Origin of the sequence: Cytobacillus sp. Hm23 (genome assembly GCF_051842895.1) — a bacterium.
Taxonomy (GTDB): domain Bacteria; phylum Bacillota; class Bacilli; order Bacillales; family SM2101; genus Nanhaiella.
This window is the reverse complement of record NZ_JBPXRQ010000011.1, coordinates 103716-123274: the sequence shown is the minus strand read 5'-3', so window position 1 is coordinate 123274 and position 19559 is coordinate 103716. Positions and strand designations below refer to the sequence as shown.

Sequence of the window (19559 nt, the reverse complement as noted above, 5' to 3'; positions counted from 1 at the left end):
AAATGTGAACTTTTTCTGAAAATTTAAAAAATATGATATGAAAATTGTATTTTTTGTCATATAATATAGTCACAGCCTTTTAATCATGTAGATTTTTTTAGATAGAAAGGAGTGGCGAAATGAATACACATCCTAATTATCGAGATTTTTATCAAAAATCATGTATTTGTATGGGCGATAGTGATCGTAGTAAATTTGTTGAACAAATTCAAGACCAAGTAGATCATACGAATATGGCTACTCATTGGCTAATAGCTTTAGAAGGTGAACCTATAGACAACAATTCAGAAATATATATATGGAAAGTTATAGTGTTCCCTGCATACGTAGATGGAATGTTTCATTACCAAAATCCTCAGGTTCTTATCAAATCTATTCATTCCATCCACAAGGCTTTTGAGTTAGCAAAAGAGTTAGAGAAACATATAAAATCTGATTGCCTTTTAATTAACTACTCAAATAAACAAGTCGGTTAACTTATCTGCTTTACCTCTTTTTATTCAATTATGTGAAAACTAACACATAACTTATTTACATAACCTCTTTACTTCGTAACAAAATGGATGTTTCCCAATTGATTGTTGTTTAGCTAATTAGGACAAACACAACGTGTATATAACAATAATATCGTAGCAGCTTCTTTAAGTGTGCACGCTCCAAGTAATATCGAAGCCTTTTGATGATAGTTGATAACGTTCATATATAACGTAACCTTATACGTGTTTTATAACGTTCAAGTATGACTCGCCCTTTGACTCAAAGTATTCCACCCACACTCTATTAATCGCTCTGAATTTCCTCACCGAACCGTTTACTAACTCCTAAAACACTTAAAATGACGGCACTGTTTCGATAATCGGATAGGGGCTAAGTACCGATTTCACGAAATCGAATCGCCGATAAAACTTCCCGTATATTGTAACTTTTTCTTAATCCAGCATCCCTCGTTAACATTGCCAACAGTGAGTTTGTGTCATTGCTAAGTAATGTCATTTCCTCAACAATACGATTAATCGCCTTTTGTTTGATGCTTTCACTATCCTTGCCCGATTCTAACTTCGGTGGCTCGCCCACGAGTATATCGGCTGGATTTGTTAATAGAATTTTGATGATGTTCACCGCGATATAAAACTTTTCCTTTTACGATGATGAAGGTGTGTCTGTTAATAGTTCGGAAGCTTGTTGATAGAGTTCGTGTTATCTTCTGCCAAAAAACAGTTTGCTTCGCTTATATTTTGCTCGGCGTTCAACCTCGTCTGTAGGTGGAAACTGCTTACCGGAACATTGCGCCACCTCCTTTTGTATTTTATGTCCACACAAAAAAAGCCGGTTTTTCACCGACTAATTAAATGTATTTTTATTAATTTAAAAGTATATGCTGCCAATGCTCGGGAAGTTGGTGTGTTTCTAAATGCATAAACTCAATTAATTCAGCTTTTCCCGCGCTAATATCAAATTTCAGTCTATCTTTTCCTACGCTGATATGTGGCCCTACAACTGGATGAACTTCTAACGTGACATAAAATCTAAATGATCGATAACCATAAACCCTCTCAGCACTAATAACATCAATCATATAAGAGTAAACGACAGGGGGTTCATTTATTAATTTCGAGTAATACTCTAATATTGGCTTGTCAATTTCGGATGAAAGTAAACTGAGGAACATATCGTGATATAGTTCTTCTCTCGATTCTGTAGGTGGCTTTGGTAACTCTTCCGCTAAGGTCAATAATGGGGTTGTTAACAACATGGCTAATGTCAATAAAACAACTATATAATACTTATTCAATAGTATCACTCCATGAATGCAACTTTTTAAGTTCATTCCTTAGGTTTAACGATTGAATTAGTTATTTATCATTATTATTTTTTCCAATTTCAGCAATTGGTGGTTACGACCACGCTGGTTTTTCCTTTACTCGCTCTCATACTTTCTTAAATAAGCAAATAGCCTGCTCAATGCGACAAAACAGTCGTCATGTTCACCGGTTACATATTGCTCTCACTATTCGAGCAATATCCCGTGATTTTTGAAAATTTCATGCCTCAGCTATCAACGCACGACAACATCGCCTCAATTTCTAGCTCTTTCCGTTGCCTTTGTTGTATTTTATGAATACGTGATTGCGTTAAATAGTTTACTTTTCTTTAGCATCTTTTTCAACTCATCGATGTAAGATTCCTTTGCATGTCGTTTTAAAATGGACTATTTAAACAAATAAGCAATGGATGTGGTTGCGCTCTAGATTCTAGAACTAGCAACTAATTAATCGTAGGTAATGCACTTGCTAGCACCGTCATTTATAAACACGGACCAGGGCGGCAACGATCATCCCAAAAATTGAAAAATTCGCTACCAACTTCAGACTCATAGGGCAAGAATGGTAGCAAAAAATTAATGGAGGTGATATCGTGGTTTGAATTTGATAAGAAAAGGACAAAGTTTGGTAAATGGTTACAACAAGAGGATATATCGCAAATTGAATTGGAAAAGAAATTGAAATAGAGCTAGAGGACTATTTCTTGCTTATGTAATGATAATGAATGCAAAGTGTTCGACTTTGGTTAGTTAATATATTTCGGTAAAGACGTGCCTCGAAATGTGAACAACAAGGTTGATTACATCGATTTTTGGGTATATAAAAAGCCGGTACTAAGCCGGCTTAATAATAATTATCTCACATGTTAAGAGGTATACTTTTCATGGTCACTATCATAATCACAAACGACCATTTTTCACTTATTATGCTAGTCTAAATACTACACCGTGCCCACCTTTCGGATATTCCCATTTGATATTTTGGTAAGGGCAACCAATACGACAACTTCCACATTCATGACAGCCTTCGTAACCTACATGCATACGTATATCTTCCCATTTGTAAACTTCTGCTGGACAAAATACTGTACACAACTTATCAGGACACTTTTCTATACATACATCGTGGTCTAAAACTGTTAAGTGGGACTCTGTATCTGCTTTAAAACGTACTAAATACTGTTTATCTTCAATAGTATTTGACATTACTTCACCGCCTTCCACGCACGATACATATCAGACATGAGTTTAAATGTACCTTTTTCACCTCTAATTGTTCGAATAATTTCCTTTTGTTTATCCTTCTTAGGTGTTCCATCAACTGTGAAAAACTTACTTGCAGCTTTATTCATCATTGGTAAATATTCTTTAAAATATTGAGGATTATTTTCAAATGTATGAGTTGCATCTTTATATTTCTTCAAGTCTTTTCCAATAAAACTGTTATAAATATTCTCATGATAAACATTCAATGTTGCTTCAGAGTAGCTATCTCTTTCTTTTGCGTGGAGAATTGCTTCTGCCGCAAGTCGTCCAGATGACATTGCCATATTTGATCCTTCTCGATGAATTGCATTTACAAATTGTGCTGCATCGCCCGCAACGAGAACACCATTACCAACGATTTTTGGTATAGAATGATATCCACCTTCAGGAATAAGATGCGCCAAATATTCTACCGATTCACCACCATCAACATAAGGTTTGACCATCGGATGCGATTTTACATAATCGAGTAAATCATATGGTTTCATCTTTGCTTTAATCATACTCGATAGTGTAGTCCCTACCCCTAAATTTAGACTATCTTTATTTGTATACAAAAAGGCAGTACCTAAGTTCCCTTTAGTTGAGTCCCCAAATATTTCTACTGTACAGCCTTGATTATCTTCGAGATTAAATCTTTCATTTATTTTTGCCTTTGGGAGATTAATCACCTCCATGACGGTTAACGCTACCTCATCAGGCTTAAATTCTTTATGAAATCCTAGTTGTTTTCCTAATAGAGAATTAACCCCGTCTGCTAAAACAACAACATCTGCGTATACATCTCCATCAGGTCGATCAGTCCTTACACCGATAACTTTACCATTTTCTACGATACATTCTTTCACAACGGTTTCATTAATTAATAGTGCTCCCATTTCTACTGCTTTTTGAGCAAACCATTGATCAAATTTAGCTCGTAAAACCGTAAAGTTATTATAAGGCTCTTTCCCCCATTCAAGACCTTTATATCCAAAGGAAACCATTGATTCTTTATCCATCATCCAAAAACGTTGTTCAATAACCGGCCTTTCTAAAGGAGCCTCTTTCCAAAACTCTGGGATGATCTCTTCCATTTGTTTTCTATATAACACGCCACCCATGACGTTTTTACTGCCAGGATATTCTCCACGTTCAATAAGAAGTACATTCAAACCATTTTTAGCACAAGTATATGCGCAAGAAGTGCCTGCTGGGCCTGCTCCTACGACTATTACATCAAATTTTTCAGACATAGCTAACTTCACCGTCCTTCTGAGTACGTGCCTTCTTGAATTGTTCGATTAGTTTTGGAACGATTTCAAGCGCATCTCCTACAATTCCATATGTTGACACATCAAATATAGGTGCGTTTTCATCCTTATTAATGGCAATGATATATTCGGAGTTTTTCATTCCTACAACATGTTGAATTGCACCAGATATTCCTATAGCAAAATATATTTTAGGAGTTACTGTTTCTCCAGTCTGTCCAACTTGATTTTCGTGTGGTAGCCATCCAGCTTCTACTACATCACGAGTACCTCCAACTGTACCTCCAATTACATCCGCTAATTCATGAATGAGTTGAAATCCTTTCTCATCACCTAAACCTTTGCCACCTGCTACAATAACATGCGCTTCAGCTAGCGCTGCCTTCTTATCCACATCTTTCACTATTTGCAATACCTTTGTGCGCAATTGATCTTCCTGTAAATCAATCGTTTCTTCAATCATGTTGCCTGAACGACCGTAATCTGGTAATAGCGCTTTCATAACCTTCGGACGTACAGTAGCCATTTGTGGTCGATGCTTCTTACACAAAATCGTTGCCATAATATTTCCACCAAAAGCAGGACGACTGGCTTCTAATAATCTTTTTTCGACATTTACGTCTAGCATCGTTGTATCTGCTGTTAACCCAGTACTTAAATCTGTTGCTACAGCACTTGCAAGGTCCTTCCCATTCGGAGTTGCACCATATAGAAAAATCTCTGGTTTATATTTTTCACTAACTTTCACGACCCCTGCCATGTAAGTTTCAGTTCGATAATCTTTCAAAATCGGATCATCAATGACATAAACCTCATCTGCACCAAATGCAAATATATCTGAGCTCAGCTCCTTCACACCATCACCTAGTAAAACCCCTGCCAAAGCAACATCTAGTTTATCTGCTAGTTTTCTACCTGCTCCTAGTAGTTCTAAAGAAACACCTTCTATCTTCCCATCATTTTGCTCTATAAAGACCCAAACACCTCTGTTTTCTTCCATATCGTTTCCCCCTATTCATTCTTTGATAAGTAGTCGTTGTTAGAGGTTATCTGATAGTTCAAGCAGCTTTCTTCATCCTTCAACTTTTTCTTCAAATAACTCTTTCTTATCCAAGAGTAGATTAATAATTTGATTGACTTGTTCATCGACTGTCCCTTCAATTATTTTTCCACCTTCTGGCTTAGGTGGTGTAAACATTTTGCCTACTATCGTCGGAGAACCTTTTAGTCCTAGTTGCTTTCGATCTACATCTTCAAGATCATTAACAGTCCAAACTATAGGAGAATAACGTGCAGCACTTATCATGTTAGGTAATGGTGCATATTCAATATCATTTATTTCTTTTTCAACTGTTAAGAGTGATGGGATAGTTGTTTGAATGAGTTCATATCCATTAGATAATTTCCTTTTAACTAACATCGTTTCTTCTGTCTGGTTAATTTCCACCACTTCAATAACATTTGTAATCGGAGGTATATCCAACCTTCTTGCTATTCCTGGTCCAGTTTGCCCTGTATCACCATCTATTGCATGCTTTCCACATAAGACCAAATCTATTGGTTGTTCTTTCTTAATTTTCTCTAAAGCTTTCGACAAGGCATAACTAGTTGCTAACGTATCAGCTCCAGCAAACGCCCGATCAGAAATTAAGTATCCTTGATCTGCGCCTATTTCAATACATTTTTTAATTACTGCATCTGCTTGCGGTGGACCCATTGATAATACTGTAATTTTCCCACCTACAAGCTTTTTTAAGCGGACTGCTTCTTGAACTGCATGAGCATCATACGGGTTCAAAATAGCGGGAGCACTCCGGCGGTCTAACGTATTGGTTTTAGGATTAATTTTAATAATCTTTGTGTCTGGTACTTGTTTAACGCAAACTACGATGTGCATTCGTTACCCTCACTCCTCTAAAAAATTTATAAATGAGTTCATTCAAAAAACTATTGCACTTTTTGAATAAGCTCTATTACATCATTCAGTTGTACGTCTAAATCTTGCTATAATATTTGAGACATAGTGTAATGTGAATAACAATTAGCAATAATGCTGCTGTATAACCAACCTGACGTTTCTCAAACGAATGCTCCATAACATTTTGTTATTATTTTCACAATAATGTCTATAAAAAAGGCTTTTTTTCGTACTATAGTATTCAAGGCATTATGTTATATGATGAACGATGCCTCAAAGCCGCTATAACTGTTCTAATGTAGGAAAATTTACAACAAAGTTTCCGAAAAGAGCCTTAAAAAACCAATTAAAAGACCTAATTCTAATCAACCATTTGTTAAAAGGAAATGGCATAGTGTCTCTGCTTGGTACTCGGGTTATTAGGTGTACAATAAGCTTTATTTAACGGTAAAAGAGTATTGAGTATTCTAGGCGGTTTTAAGTTTTATCTAGGTGAGTTTCTTTGGAGAGTCTCTAAAATGCTGAATATGATGTCGAATAATGTAAGCGTTATCTCAATCTTTATTTGACCAAATCTTCGCAAGATAGTCTGTGACGTTCATCACAATACATCATATATAAATATAAATTTGGAGGTAAAATTATTACATAAATTGGAGTTTGTTGAATATTTAAATTATTATAAACATTAAAATAATTAATATTATATAAACTTATTTTAAGTATTTTTCTAACGTTTGTAAAGTGGTAAATCCAATCTTATCTTCTTCAACTATATGCAATCATCCTGTTTTAGTTCCAGACTTCACTTTACCTTGCTTCATAGGCTTGTCCCAGAAGAAAAATACTTGATAAGATAGACGGTCTTGTTTCTTCAACGTTAGTTGTTGGTACTTATAAATTAGCTTATCTAATTCTTGACTGCACTTAACAACCTCTTCACTTGAGTAATCTCTTTTGGAAGCTAACGTTAACATTTCTTTTCTTTTTTTATCAATCTTTAATTGAAGACTATTAAGCTTATTCATAAATTTCTCCACCATTCTCCCCTCAAATGCGATCTTTAGAGGAAGTTGTCACAAAATTGTATGAAATGATCTACTTCACTCTAAATGTCGTTTTCCAAACATACTAAAAAATGATTACTTGTGAATTATTACAAAATATTCTTTTCTTGTAAATAGATTCGCAAAATTAGACAAAATCTTCTAATAAAGATTATATTTCTATCCACAATAAATGGCATATTAACAACAAATAAGCCAGGTGAACCTATATTCTTCACCTAGCTTTTAGCTTTAGAGCATATATCAATATTTAATTTTTTTGTTGTTATTTATCTTTGTCATGATTTCCTCTTGTTCTGCTTTTGAAATGATACTCATTTTTGAGCAAAGTAGTGTATAAAAACCAATCTTTTGTTTGATTTTCATGTATATGACCCCCTTTTTACCTGGACCAACATTTTTTACTTTAGTTAATTATATGACAAGGTATATACAAATGTTAAATAAAATAAGGTCATTTCGTAAACTTTGTTGTTATTGTGACTAAATTAGGATAAAATTCCACGAAAGTTTGATTTATACGTATTTATTCCTTAGTACATAAAGCAACATTCAATTCGTAAACAGCCTTTTTAATTGATGTTATAGTCGCAAAAGTTTATACTCGTATTACATGTTGAGTTACATAACAATGAACGTGAAATAGGGTCGATCATTTCTCTACTGGTAATGTAATATAGAAAATTGTACCCTGTCCTTGTTCACTTTCAACATGGATACTGCCCTTGTGTTCTTCGATAATCTGATAACTTACCATCAGTCCTAAACCTGTTCCAGACTCTTTTGTTGTAAAAAATGGCTCACCTAATCTTGATAACATTTCTTTTGGCATGCCGTTACCTTCATCTCGAATCATAATCATCAGTTCAGATTGGTTTCTCATTTCGGTTTTAACAGTAATCGTTCCACCGTTACTCATCACTTCAATGCCATTTTTTATGATATTAATAAATACTTGCTTCAGTCGATTTGGTTCACAATACATAAAAGGTAAACCATCCTCAAAAACTGTGACAAATTCTATATTATGAAGCAATGCCTGTGCGGATAATAAATCAATTGTTTCTTTGACAATTGTTGATACATCCTTATGTACAAATAATTCGTGCTTAGGTTTTGCCAACATCAAAAAATCAGTTATGATCGTTTCTATACGATTAATTTCAGATGTAATGACATCAAAATACATCTGATAATTTTCTTTAATACTACTTTCTAATAATTGTATAAAACCTTTTAATGCGGTAACTGGATTTCTAATTTCATGTGCAATTCCTGCAGCAAGTTGACCTACAACACTAAGTGTGTCTGATTTTCTTATATGTTCCTCCATACCGATCCGTTCAGAAACGTCCCTGACAATTGTGATATTAAGCCCCTCTACAACATTTTGCTTTGCTGCAAATTCAAGATACTTAAGTTGTTTTCTACTATCCCTTATTTTTAATCTACCCGTTGATTCGCCTTCTTCGTTAAAGTTTACTAGACCTCCATTATCACATGCTAGGTCATCAATAAAATCTGTTAAATTTGAGCTAGTTAATTCTTCTTGACTTAAACCATATATATCACATGCTGCTGGATTTACATCAACGATATTGAATTGATGATCCCAAAAAACAATGCCATCCAACGCCCAATTAAACGTATTTCTAAACCTCTGATCACTTTCCCTAAGCTGATGTTCAATCTCAATGCGTTTACTAATATTTCTGAAGACAACTACGTTTAAACCATCTATAATTCCCTTCTTAGTTGTAAATTCAAGATATTTCTTCTCACCATTAGGCATATAAAAAACTAATTCATCTCTAATTTCAATATTATCACGGAATTTCCCCAATAAATCCCTCATTTTAGGATGTTTATTGTCAACAAAGTCGGACAATTTTTTTGAAATAAGAATATCAAGAGGTAATTCGAAAGTACGACTAGCAGCATGGTTTGCTTTTTTTATTTGAAAACTGTCATCATATAACATAATTGCTTCATGGGCATGCTCAAAAATCGCTCGGAACCTCTCTTCACTTTTTTCAAGCTCTATTTCCATATCTCGTTTTTGAGTGATATCACGTATGATCGCTATCCTAGATCCACTATTTACATTTGCTGCAACTGAGTATTCAACGTATATTTCTTTACCATCAAGGAGTACGACATGTAGTACTCCCTTCTTTCTACGGTTTATGACAAGATTCTTTAGCACAGTCTTTATGTATTGCTGATCATTCATATGTACAAATTGAAAAATATTAAAAGAACGTATTTGACTTTCTCTTATATTTAAATATGTCCTCATAGGTTCATTCATGTCAACAAATTGACCATCTTTGTCGAAAATAAGTATGCCATCTACAGTATGGTCAAACAATTCTAGTAACATTTGTTCATTTATAGAACGTTCTTGCTCTATTTTTTTACGTTTTGTCACATCTCTAAATAGTGAAACGCAATAATCTCCAATATCGTTTATGGTTGTTCCATATTCTATATATTTTAATGTTCCATTATTCAACCTTATCGGAAATTCATTAGTTACTTGCTTATTTGTTTCAAAAATGGTCAACCTCTTAATCATAGTTTCTTTTGGAACGACAGTTAGAAAATCTGTCATGTTCTTAGTAAGTAATTGTTCTTCGGGAAGTTCAAATATTTCGCATGCCATCTCATTTACTTTCACAAAATTACCTTTTTTATCAAATACGACGATAGCTTCATTTGCTTTCTTATAGTATGTACGAATGTCAAGTAGTTGTTGTTGAAGCTGCTTATTACTCTTTTCAAGCTGTGATATTTGTCTTTTTAACTTTTCAACTTCGTTATCATGAGTTGTTTCATTCAAGTTCATTAACCCTCCCCTTTAAAACAAATATTGTCTCAATTAGTCGTTTTTTCATCATCAGCAAAAACGTTTCTTAGCCTCTTCTCATCTTTTAAAAAATAGTAGTAGCATAAAGCTTTTCTTATACAGGAATCAAAGTTGTACCGTTTATGGGACTAATCAAAATGTGGCAAGTAACAATCATGTTGAATAATGTAGGATTATTCAAAATTGTCGAATTTTTAATATAATATATTATATCATAGTTAAAGTTTGTATTAATGTAAATATTTTGTATCACTTCAAAATAGAAACTATGCTTTGCACTTCTTTGTCTATTTACTACAGTACAAAACAAAAGACTAACTCTTAGAGTATAGTCCTCGTTTTAGTCAACATATCAATTGACCTTACCGAGCAAACAATACTCTTCTAATGAGTTAGCCTCTTGTTTATTTACAAATATGGATTGTCATTAAATGCTTTTAAACGTTGCCATCTTCTTTCTACCTCATCTTCAAACTCGCTAAGCATCTCACCATTTTCTTCCTTTAAAAGATGCTTAGTTTTACCCATAAATTTCAACCACTCTGTTAATGGAATTCGCTTGTTCTTCGTTTCCGGATTGTATGTTATCATTGTTTCTCCACGTTCAATTTCATATAGTGGGAAAAAGCAAGAGTGAACAGCTGCTTCCATAATTTTCTGACCGAAACGATCCTCAGACTTCCAATTTAGAGGGCATGTGATTAAAATCTTCCCATAAACTGTACCAACATTTTGTGCATACCATTGTGCTTTCGCTGCCTTTTTGACCAAATCTTGCGGAAATGCTTCTGTCCCAGTGAAGACATATGGAATATTAGTAGCAGCCATTATTTGAGCAGTATCCTTATGATGAAATGCTTTACCACTTTGTATTTTACCTACACCTGTAGTACTTGTCATATGACCCAAAGGTGTAGAATATGACATTTGTGAGCCTGTATTCATATACCCTTCATTATCATATTCAAGCATAATTATTTTGTGGTTACGTAGAGCTGTCCCTATCGCGGAGCCCATTCCAATATCCATACCTCCATCACCTGTAACCATTACGAATGTTACATCATCTGCAACATCGATCTCTCCACGGCGTTTCATTTCTAAGAAAGCTTCTGCTGTACCTGATAGAGTTGCAGGGCCATTTTGGAATAAATTATGAATCATCGTTTGCTTATGTGAGCTATAAGGGTATGCTGTAGTTACTACATACGCACAACCAGTTTGAAATAAGACAACAATGTCGCCTTCAATGCCTTTAAAGAACAACTCTAACCCAGAAAAAATCCCACAACCTGGACATGCACCATGCCCTGATGCTATTCGTTTTGGCTTGCTAGTTAGTGCTCTTAATGGAGGAATTTTCACTTTTAATTTATTCGTTTCTACATCTTCAGTTACTTTAATGAGGCCTGATTTAAACGTATCACCGTGCATTGGTTTTATCGCTTGCTTAAGTGAGTCTTCTGGATATCCTTTTATATGTCCGTAGTAATCAAATACTTTATCGGCATATCCCTTTTCTACCGCAGAAATTGCCTCATTAAAGAAAGCCTCTGCATCGTCAACAAAAAAATCTTTTCCACCCACTCCAAAAACACGACTCAGTACAATCGTTTTATTATCCCTATCTTCTTGGAGGGCTGATTTCACTTCATGTGTGATATTCGGTCCATTAGCTCCGTAAGAATCGGCTCGTTCACCAACTAATAGCGCTTTAACATCACTCAATGCATGCTTAACCTCTTCTGTAGGAAACGGCCGAATAATATTTGGACTAATTACCCCAGCTTTCACACCTTGACTACGAAGTTTATCCACTGTATCCTTTGCTGTTTCAGCTGCAGAATTTAATAGAAATAATGCCACTTCAGCATCTTCCATTTTATATAAGTCTAGTATAGGATATTCTCTGCCTGATAACTTAGCATACTCACGAGTAATTTGCTTATATACTTCTGATGAGTTATAAAGCGCTTCTGATTGCTGGTAGTTATTATTTATTAAGTCATCACCATTCATATGTGCCCCAATTGTAACTGGCTTGTGTAAATCAACTGCTCGAGGATAATCAGTAGGACATTCTCCAACAAACTCTTGTACAACTTTCCGATCTTTGAAATACTCTACCTTCCTTTTTTGGTGAGAGGTAAAGAAACCATCATATGCGACTATTACAGGTAACCTCACATCAGCATGCTCGGCAATTTTCAGCGCGATAATATTCATGTCGTACACTGCCTGGGGACTTCTAGCCGTTAAAATAACCCACCCTGTATTTAGAGCATAATATAAGTCAGAATGGTCACCTCTAATATCAAGCGGCCCGCTTACAGAACGTGTTACGAGATTCATAACCATAGGGAAACGAGTTCCAGATTGTACTGGTAATTGTTCAATCATATACAATAACCCATTGGCGCTCGTTGCATTAAAAACTCTAGCTCCAGCTACAGATGCCCCATAGCATATACCTGCTGAACCATGCTCACCATCAGCAGCTATTAGCTGGATGTCATGTTCTCCCCTTGATCTCATTTGATCTAAGTATTGAGCAACTTCAGTTGATGGCGTTATAGGGAAATACCCCATTATATGATAGTTAATTTGTGCAGCAGCCATTGCGGCCATTTCATTTCCTGATTCAAACGTGACGACTTGCTCAGCTCTATTAACTTTATTTACATTTTCCTCTATCATTGCCACTATAAAACACCTCCTGATACTAATGGGAATTTATGCTTAACTTGATTCTTTTCAGCGAAACCAATCTCTTCTCGCAAATCTGCTAATGCAGTAGTAGGACAAGCTTCGACACATTTAAGGCATCCCTTACAATATTGATAATCAATTCCTTTAAGAAACATTTGCTCTCGACCACGTTTATCTTCACCTTGTTCCCATACAAAGCAAAAATCTGGACAAACTGTATCACAAGCAGCACAATTTATACATTTATCTTGGTCAAATTGCGGTAAGAAACCTTGGCGAGAACCACTTAAATCTTTAAAAATACTATTTGCATTGGTAGTAATTATTCCTCCGGAAGTTTGTGTATCATACCCTAGTTTTGCTTCTAATCTAGTAAACTGTTTTTCAACTACTTCGCCTGGTACTTCGTATGTTTTAAACTGTACTTGCGCATATCCACGATTAAATGTTCGAATATTTGGTTCTACTAAATGTGGATATTTTTTTTCAAATGTTTTTCGAATAACGTCACGCATAGCGTCTGCATCTAAGAAATCGCATATTCTAAACAAAGCACCAAGCATAGCGGTATTGACCTTTGTTTTTTCTTCAACTGCTATTCCCAGAGCATCAACAATCGCCAATGTTCCATATTTAAGTTGTAAATCATCTTTAACAGCATCGAACTCTCGAACTGAGTTAACTAATACGATACCATCCGAAGCTAATCCACTGACCACATCGACCATTTTATATAATGCTTCATGAAAAACTCCGATGACATGTGGCTGTTCGATTGGACTATGTGCTCTAATTTCTGTATCTGGGTCACAAAAACGAACGAAACCTTTTACAGGCGAACCTTTTTTTTCTGAGCCGTATGAGGAAAAGTTGGAGCCGTTCAATCCAAGCCCGAGCACACCTGCTTCTGCTAGCATTTTTCCAGCTAAATTAGCCCCAAGACCTCCTATTGATTCTAATCTAATTTCATAAAAACCGAGTTCATTTTTCTTCGGTAGTATTGACATTACATCACCCCTAATCTTTTTTACTGAATTCCCCTATATCTAATTGTAGTTTTTTATATGATTTTTGACTGTGACAAAAGTCAAACATTTATTATTTTTTTGTAATACAATTTTTATTTTTTTCTGCAATTGCTGAGTTTTAAAGTTTTGTAAACGTTACCATAGTATATAACAGTTTATTTCCTGTGATAATACAGTTGTAATATTTTCACTAAAATTTCTATTTTATTTCATACAAACCTCATATGGTTTGATAACTTACTTAATGCAAAAGGCAGTTTTCTCATTAATTGTTGCTTTTCGTAAGAGCAGCTAAACACGAATGCAACTATATTTTTGGGCATCTTTTCATCTTTTGTTGGGTATCGTTCTTTAACTAGGATATAAAAATGTCGTTTTTATGGAAATAAAATACCGCGTAGTCTAATTGTATACATGGTTATTTTTTAGTAGGAAAAACAACAATTCATCAGAGAACTCTGTTCGAAAAAAAGTGAAACTTGCTCCTTATATGCAGGTTTTGTATTAAAAACTAGCATTTTGTATTCTCTTTGTTACTTACTTGTAACTTTTATGTTTTTTGCTTATGTTATTATTTACGAATAGTAGATTTAATTTGGAGGAAACTAATGCTAAAAAATAAAAAACATCGAAAACTACTTATATACGTGACAATTCCTTTGTTGTTCCTCATATTAGCTGGAGGGGTATACGCATCCGTTCTATTTAATAAAGCACAAACAACTGTTGAAAAAGCACATAAAGAACTTGACAGAGGAGAACAATCAGAAAGGCGTATTGATGAGGTGGATCCTAAATCAGACAATATTTCTATCTTATTAATGGGTGTTGATGACAGTGAAACTAGAAATATTGGAGACAGATTAGGCGAAGGGCCACGAACTGACGCATTGTTACTAGCTACGTTTAACGAGGACAAAAAATCAGTTAAACTTGTACACATCCCTCGAGATTCTTATGTCCCTTTACAATTTTATGATGGAGAAAATCACCGAATTAATAGCGCATATCATTTTGGTTTAGCAGATGGCGCTGTACAAACCGTAGAGGAATTATTTGATATACCTGTTGATTATTATGCTACTGTTAACTTCAACTCTTTTATGGATATAGTAGATGCCCTAAACGGGATTGAAGTTGATGTACCTGTTACATTTACAGAGCAGGATAGTCAAGACCGTTCAAAAGCTATCCACCTTGAAAAAGGATTGCAAACACTAAACGGAGAAGAAGCTCTCGCCTTAGCAAGAACAAGGAAAATTGATACCGATGTGGAGAGAGGGAAACGACAACAGTTGATTTTAGAAGCTATAGTAAAAAAAGCTGCATCACTTGGTTCTATAACAAGATACGGAAATGCACTTGACGCAATTGGAGATAATATTATTACAAATTTGACATTTGATGAAATGTTATCCTTCTATGATTATGCAACAGGAGATGTAACGATAGAAACGTACACAGTACCTGGTTATTCAAACGATCAATATGACTATATCGTTGATTATGATGCGTTTGAAATAATTAAACAGGATTTAAAAGCACACTTAAATTTTGAAACAACAAATGTGGAGACTAACACTGCAAACAACCATTCAAATGATAAAGTACAAAATAATAACTAACTTAATATAAGCTCTTTTCACAAACTTTGTTGCTATTGAGACCAATATAGTACAGCATCAAATGAACTTATGCAATTGCTCTCATTTAACGCTATGTAGCAACAAGCAATGCGAAATCAGCAAAAGTAGAAAAGGCCCTGAGTGCTAAGTATATAAATTCTTTGTAAGACTGAATTTCAGTCAATGAAAAACAATATAATAAAAGGGTCTAACTCAAATTGAGCTTAGACCCTTAAATATAATTATAATGAATGTAGTTCGTTAATTACTTCTGATGGTTCCATTCGTTTCGTATAATCAGGATTGACAGAAGCTAATCTAATTTTCCCATCCTTATCGATTATAAATGTTGCTGGGACAGGTAATGACCAATCACTATCGTTAAATTCTTCTAAATTAATACCGAAACCTTTGTACACTTCAACTAAATATTTTGGTAATTCGAATAATAAATTATATTCCTTAATTACGTGAGATCCCGCATCACTTAGGACTGGATATGCAAGTTCATTTTTTTCCTTCATTGACAATGAATGATCTGGTGTTTGAGGACTAATAGCAATCAATTGGGCACCTAAAGCATTTATTTCCGGTAATGCTTGCTGATATGCCCTAAGTTCTAGATTGCAATAAGGACACCATTCACCTCTATAAAAGGTTAATATAACCGGCCCCTTTTGTAGCTGCTCATATAGATTAAGTTCTTTTCCTGTCGGATCAGACAGAGTAAAATCTGGAGCATGATCACCTATTTCTAATCCTTTTGCAATATCTGATTGTGCAAGGTCTGTAGTTGCTTGCACCATTTTATTTAAAACCTCTTCAGGCATTTTTTTCACTGCATTTTCGTTGTATGCCTTTAGTTGTTCTGCCAATGTTGTCAATATACTCACTCCTTTTAATAAATTCACCTAAATGATAACAAGCACCATCCGTAGGTTAGGGCTTCCCAAATTACTAACAATATGATTTTCCTAACACTATTTTTTTATTCTATATCCACCTTCGATTTTTTTCTGTAAGCTCGCTTACAATTTATATTTTTCACAAATTCATTTCGTTAGGCCCTTTTCGTAAACTTTGTTGCTATTGTTATCAAATTAGTACCCAAAAAGTAGTTTACATTGTTAGTTTTCTTAATACAGAAAAAAAGATCCCACGAACTTTAGTTGTGTACGTGTTTATTTCTTAATACGAAAACTGCCTTTAGGAATGAATATATCAAGCTTGCTTTCAGCGTAATTTCAGAGTGAGATATATGTGTAAGACAACTTCTCTCGAGACAATAAAAGAGCCTGCTCTTAGCTTCAGACTCTTCTATTATGGCTAAATATCTCTTAATGTAAATACGATACACCTGGTAACCTAATATAGGCTCATACTAATTCTTTTTCAATAATATTTTGTACATTTGTTGCAAGGTCATTGATCGTCATACCATCGTACTCTTCTTTTGAAATGGGTTTAGAAATAATTACTTCAACATTCGCTCCTTTAAGAATATTCTTGTTCGCTTCCATGATTTTATAAGAGCCATTGATCGTAACTGGGACAATTGGCACGCCTGATTTAGTCGCTAACTTAAAACTACCTGGTTTAAATTCACCTATAGCATTTCCTTTACTTCGTGTACCTTCAGGAAAAATAACAAGTGAATGCCCTTCTTTTATATTGTTAATCCCTAAATTGATTGCTTTAACAGATTGACGTATATTTTTACGATCCATAAAAACACATCTCATCATTGACATCCAATGCGAAATAATAGGATATTTTTTAATTTCTAATTTTGAAATAAATCCCATTTTCCTGTCTAAAAAGCCTAGTAAAATAGGAATATCAAAATTCCCTTGATGATTACTTACGAAAAGAACAGGCTGATTATCTGGTATATTTTCCTTACCTTTCACATTGATCTTTGAGCCTGTCAGATTGACTAATGTTCTAGACCAACGTATTGTTTCTCTTAAAACAATTTGATCTCGTTCTGAATGTAATTCTCTCTTATCTAGGTGTCTCGCTTTTAGTAAGGCAGGGACAGTAAATAGTAAATGTAGCCAAAAATAGATAAACCATACGATTGTACGAATCATGTTGACACCATCCAGTTCTTATAAAATATAGAATAATCTTGCTCACGTCTATTTATATTAATGATAGTTTAATATTTTTTCAACTATAGAATACAATTGAATCGAATCCATTGACATTTGGTTTTTAATATTATACATTTGGTTTAAAAGTTTAAACGAAAGAACGAGGTGTCGTCATGAAGCAACATAAAACAGAACCTCAAGATATTTTAGCAGTATTCCGTGAAGCGATCCCTGCTTTTCAAGTCCTTTCAGATAAAACCCGCCAAGATATCATACTTTTGTTAGATGAACATGAAGAAACAGGACTTAATGTTAATGAAATAGCTGAAAAGCTCCCATTATCTAGACCAGCAATTTCGCATCATTTAAAAAACTTAAAACAAGCTGGTCTTGTTGATGTTAGACAACAGGGCACAGGTAATTATTATTACTTAACCCTTCTTCAAGCAGTAGAGCATATGAAGCATCTTATTTCATTACTGGAAAACAACTGTGAATTGAAATAAAAAGTATAGGGGGAATTTAACATGACTGAAATTAGCGATTTAGTAAAAAAACAAAAAAAGTTTTTTTTCACCGGTAAAACGAAAGATGTTACTTTCAGATTGAACGCCCTTACCAAGTTGAAAAAAGCAATTCTTGAAAATGAACGTGGGATTACTACCGCATTAAAGGCTGATTTAAACAAATCTGAAGCTGATACTTACATGTCTGAAATCGGCCTAGTATTAGCTGAGATTTCAGTTATTCAAAAAGGCTTGAGGTCATGGGTTAAACCAAAAAGAGTTAAAACTCCTATTTCACACTTTGGCGCATCAAGCTATCGATATGCTGAGCCTTATGGTGTTACCCTTACTATTGCTCCGTGGAATTACCCATTCCAACTAGCACTCACTCCTATTCTTGGTGCAATTGCTGGTGGAAATACTGTCATTTTAAAACCTTCAGAGTTAACACCGACTGTTTCAGCAATTTTAAAAGAACTGTTGTCTTCAACCTTTGATGAAGAGTATATAGCTGTAGTTGAGGGCGGCGTAGAAGAAAGTACACAACTTTTAAATGAACCCGTTGATTATATCTTCTTCACTGGCAGTGTCCCTGTTGGCAAGATTGTGATGGAAGCTGCATCAAAAAACTTAACTCCAGTAACTTTAGAACTTGGTGGCAAAAGTCCAGTGATTGTTGATGAAACAGCTGATTTAAAACTTGCAGCAAAACGAATCGTATGGGGTAAATTCTTTAATGCTGGGCAAACTTGTGTTGCTCCAGACTACATGCTCGTTCACCATAGTGTAAAAGACGAGCTCATCAATAACATGAAGAAAATAATCAATGAGTTTTATTCTGATAATGCTCTTACTAATGAAGAGTATACTCATATAGTCAATGAACGCCATTTTCAGCGCCTAGTGAAATATTTAAGTGACGGAAACATTATCGTTGGTGGAAATATTGATGAAAAATTGCATGCGATTGAACCTACCATTCTAGATCATATCACATGGGATGATTCAATAATGCAAGATGAAATATTCGGTCCAATACTACCTGTCATTGAATATAGTGATGCGAGTGAAGTGATTAACATGGTAAACGAGCGACCGAAACCTTTAGCTCTATATTTGTTTTCTAGCAATAAACAAGCTCAAGAGCACATCATTAACAACATCTCTTACGGTGGTGGATGTATTAACGATACGCTCTACCATCTAGCTTCTCCTCACCTTCCATTCGGGGGTGTTGGAACTAGTGGAGTAGGTGCATACCATGGTAAACATAGTTTTGATACGTTCTCCCATTACAAAAGTGTTCTTAAGCAAACGACTAAATTTGACATACCATTACGTTACCCAAATATGAAAAATGGACTAAAGCTGGCAAAAAAAATATTAAAATAAAAATTCTT

General features: G+C 34.7%; 17 protein-coding genes. 4 read left to right on the top strand and 13 right to left on the bottom strand.

All coding sequences use genetic code 11. The annotated features are described in order from the left end of the window. Nucleotides 1-119 precede the first annotated feature (119 nt). Entirely contained in the window at nt 120-476 is a 357-nt protein-coding gene (locus ACSVDA_RS09455) for a hypothetical protein (protein ID WP_485882675.1), read from the top strand. Nucleotides 477-867: 391 nt separating this feature from the next. Here the strand turns inward: ACSVDA_RS09455 and ACSVDA_RS09450 are convergent, their stop codons facing one another. From ACSVDA_RS09450 to ACSVDA_RS09400, 11 genes are all read right to left on the bottom strand, one after another. Continuing rightward, nucleotides 868-1119, bottom strand: a complete 252-nt coding sequence (locus ACSVDA_RS09450; protein WP_485882673.1) for a hypothetical protein — start codon at nt 1117-1119, stop codon at nt 868-870. Between the two features lie 241 nt (nt 1120-1360). Continuing rightward, nucleotides 1361-1792 carry a DUF3888 domain-containing protein gene (locus ACSVDA_RS09445; protein ID WP_485882671.1) on the bottom strand — a complete coding sequence of 144 codons (432 nt, stop codon included), beginning with the start codon at nt 1790-1792 and terminating at the stop codon, nt 1361-1363. A gap of 954 nt (nt 1793-2746) precedes the next feature. Continuing rightward, nucleotides 2747-3028, bottom strand: a complete 282-nt coding sequence (locus ACSVDA_RS09440) for a ferredoxin family protein (RefSeq protein ID WP_214482118.1) — start codon at nt 3026-3028, stop codon at nt 2747-2749. After that, the gene (locus ACSVDA_RS09435; protein ID WP_485882669.1) at nt 3028-4323 is read right to left on the bottom strand and encodes an FAD-dependent oxidoreductase; all 1296 of its coding nucleotides are present in this window, start codon (nt 4321-4323) and stop codon (nt 3028-3030) included. The genes ACSVDA_RS09440 and ACSVDA_RS09435 overlap by 1 nt, the downstream gene beginning before the upstream one ends. After that, nucleotides 4316-5341: an electron transfer flavoprotein subunit alpha/FixB family protein gene (locus ACSVDA_RS09430; protein WP_485882667.1), complete on the bottom strand. Its 1026-nt coding sequence runs from the start codon at nt 5339-5341 to the stop codon at nt 4316-4318. The genes ACSVDA_RS09435 and ACSVDA_RS09430 overlap by 8 nt, the downstream gene beginning before the upstream one ends. Before the next feature lie 72 nt (nt 5342-5413). Further along, nucleotides 5414-6238 carry an electron transfer flavoprotein subunit beta/FixA family protein gene (locus tag ACSVDA_RS09425; RefSeq protein WP_485882665.1) on the bottom strand — a complete coding sequence of 275 codons (825 nt, stop codon included), beginning with the start codon at nt 6236-6238 and terminating at the stop codon, nt 5414-5416. Nucleotides 6239-7041: 803 nt separating this feature from the next. Then, entirely contained in the window at nt 7042-7287 is a 246-nt protein-coding gene (locus ACSVDA_RS09420; protein WP_485882663.1) for an aspartyl-phosphate phosphatase Spo0E family protein, read from the bottom strand. Nucleotides 7288-7569: 282 nt separating this feature from the next. Next, a complete protein-coding gene (locus ACSVDA_RS09415; RefSeq protein WP_320209380.1) occupies nt 7570-7692 on the bottom strand; it encodes a hypothetical protein in 123 nt (40 codons plus the stop codon). Between the two features lie 286 nt (nt 7693-7978). Next, the gene (locus tag ACSVDA_RS09410) at nt 7979-10168 is read right to left on the bottom strand and encodes a PAS domain S-box protein (protein WP_485882661.1); all 2190 of its coding nucleotides are present in this window, start codon (nt 10166-10168) and stop codon (nt 7979-7981) included. Nucleotides 10169-10603: 435 nt separating this feature from the next. Beyond that, nucleotides 10604-12892, bottom strand: coding sequence for a thiamine pyrophosphate-dependent enzyme (locus ACSVDA_RS09405; protein ID WP_485882725.1), 2289 nt, complete (start codon nt 12890-12892; stop codon nt 10604-10606). Between the two features lie 5 nt (nt 12893-12897). Then, on the bottom strand, nt 12898-13911 hold the full coding sequence (locus tag ACSVDA_RS09400) for a 2-oxoacid:acceptor oxidoreductase family protein (protein ID WP_485882659.1): 1014 nt from the start codon (nt 13909-13911) through the stop codon (nt 12898-12900). A gap of 629 nt (nt 13912-14540) precedes the next feature. Between ACSVDA_RS09400 and ACSVDA_RS09395 the strand changes: the two genes are divergently transcribed. Then, entirely contained in the window at nt 14541-15557 is a 1017-nt protein-coding gene (locus ACSVDA_RS09395) for an LCP family protein (protein WP_485882658.1), read from the top strand. A gap of 242 nt (nt 15558-15799) precedes the next feature. On the opposite strand, the gene ACSVDA_RS09390 is transcribed toward ACSVDA_RS09395, so the two are convergent. Next, a complete protein-coding gene (locus tag ACSVDA_RS09390; RefSeq protein ID WP_485882723.1) occupies nt 15800-16450 on the bottom strand; it encodes a peroxiredoxin-like family protein in 651 nt (216 codons plus the stop codon). A 483-nt stretch (nt 16451-16933) separates the two neighbouring features. Then, entirely contained in the window at nt 16934-17650 is a 717-nt protein-coding gene (locus ACSVDA_RS09385) for a lysophospholipid acyltransferase family protein (protein ID WP_485882657.1), read from the bottom strand. Nucleotides 17651-17826: 176 nt separating this feature from the next. On the opposite strand from ACSVDA_RS09385, the gene ACSVDA_RS09380 reads away from it, so the two are divergent. Together ACSVDA_RS09380 and ACSVDA_RS09375 are read left to right on the top strand one after the other, a co-directional pair. Continuing rightward, nucleotides 17827-18159 (top strand): ArsR/SmtB family transcription factor, encoded by a 333-nt coding sequence (locus tag ACSVDA_RS09380; protein WP_320209385.1) that lies wholly within the window; start codon nt 17827-17829, stop codon nt 18157-18159. 21 nt (nt 18160-18180) lie between these two features. Continuing rightward, a complete protein-coding gene (locus tag ACSVDA_RS09375) occupies nt 18181-19551 on the top strand; it encodes an aldehyde dehydrogenase (protein ID WP_485882656.1) in 1371 nt (456 codons plus the stop codon). The last annotated feature ends 8 nt before the right edge of the window (nt 19552-19559 follow it).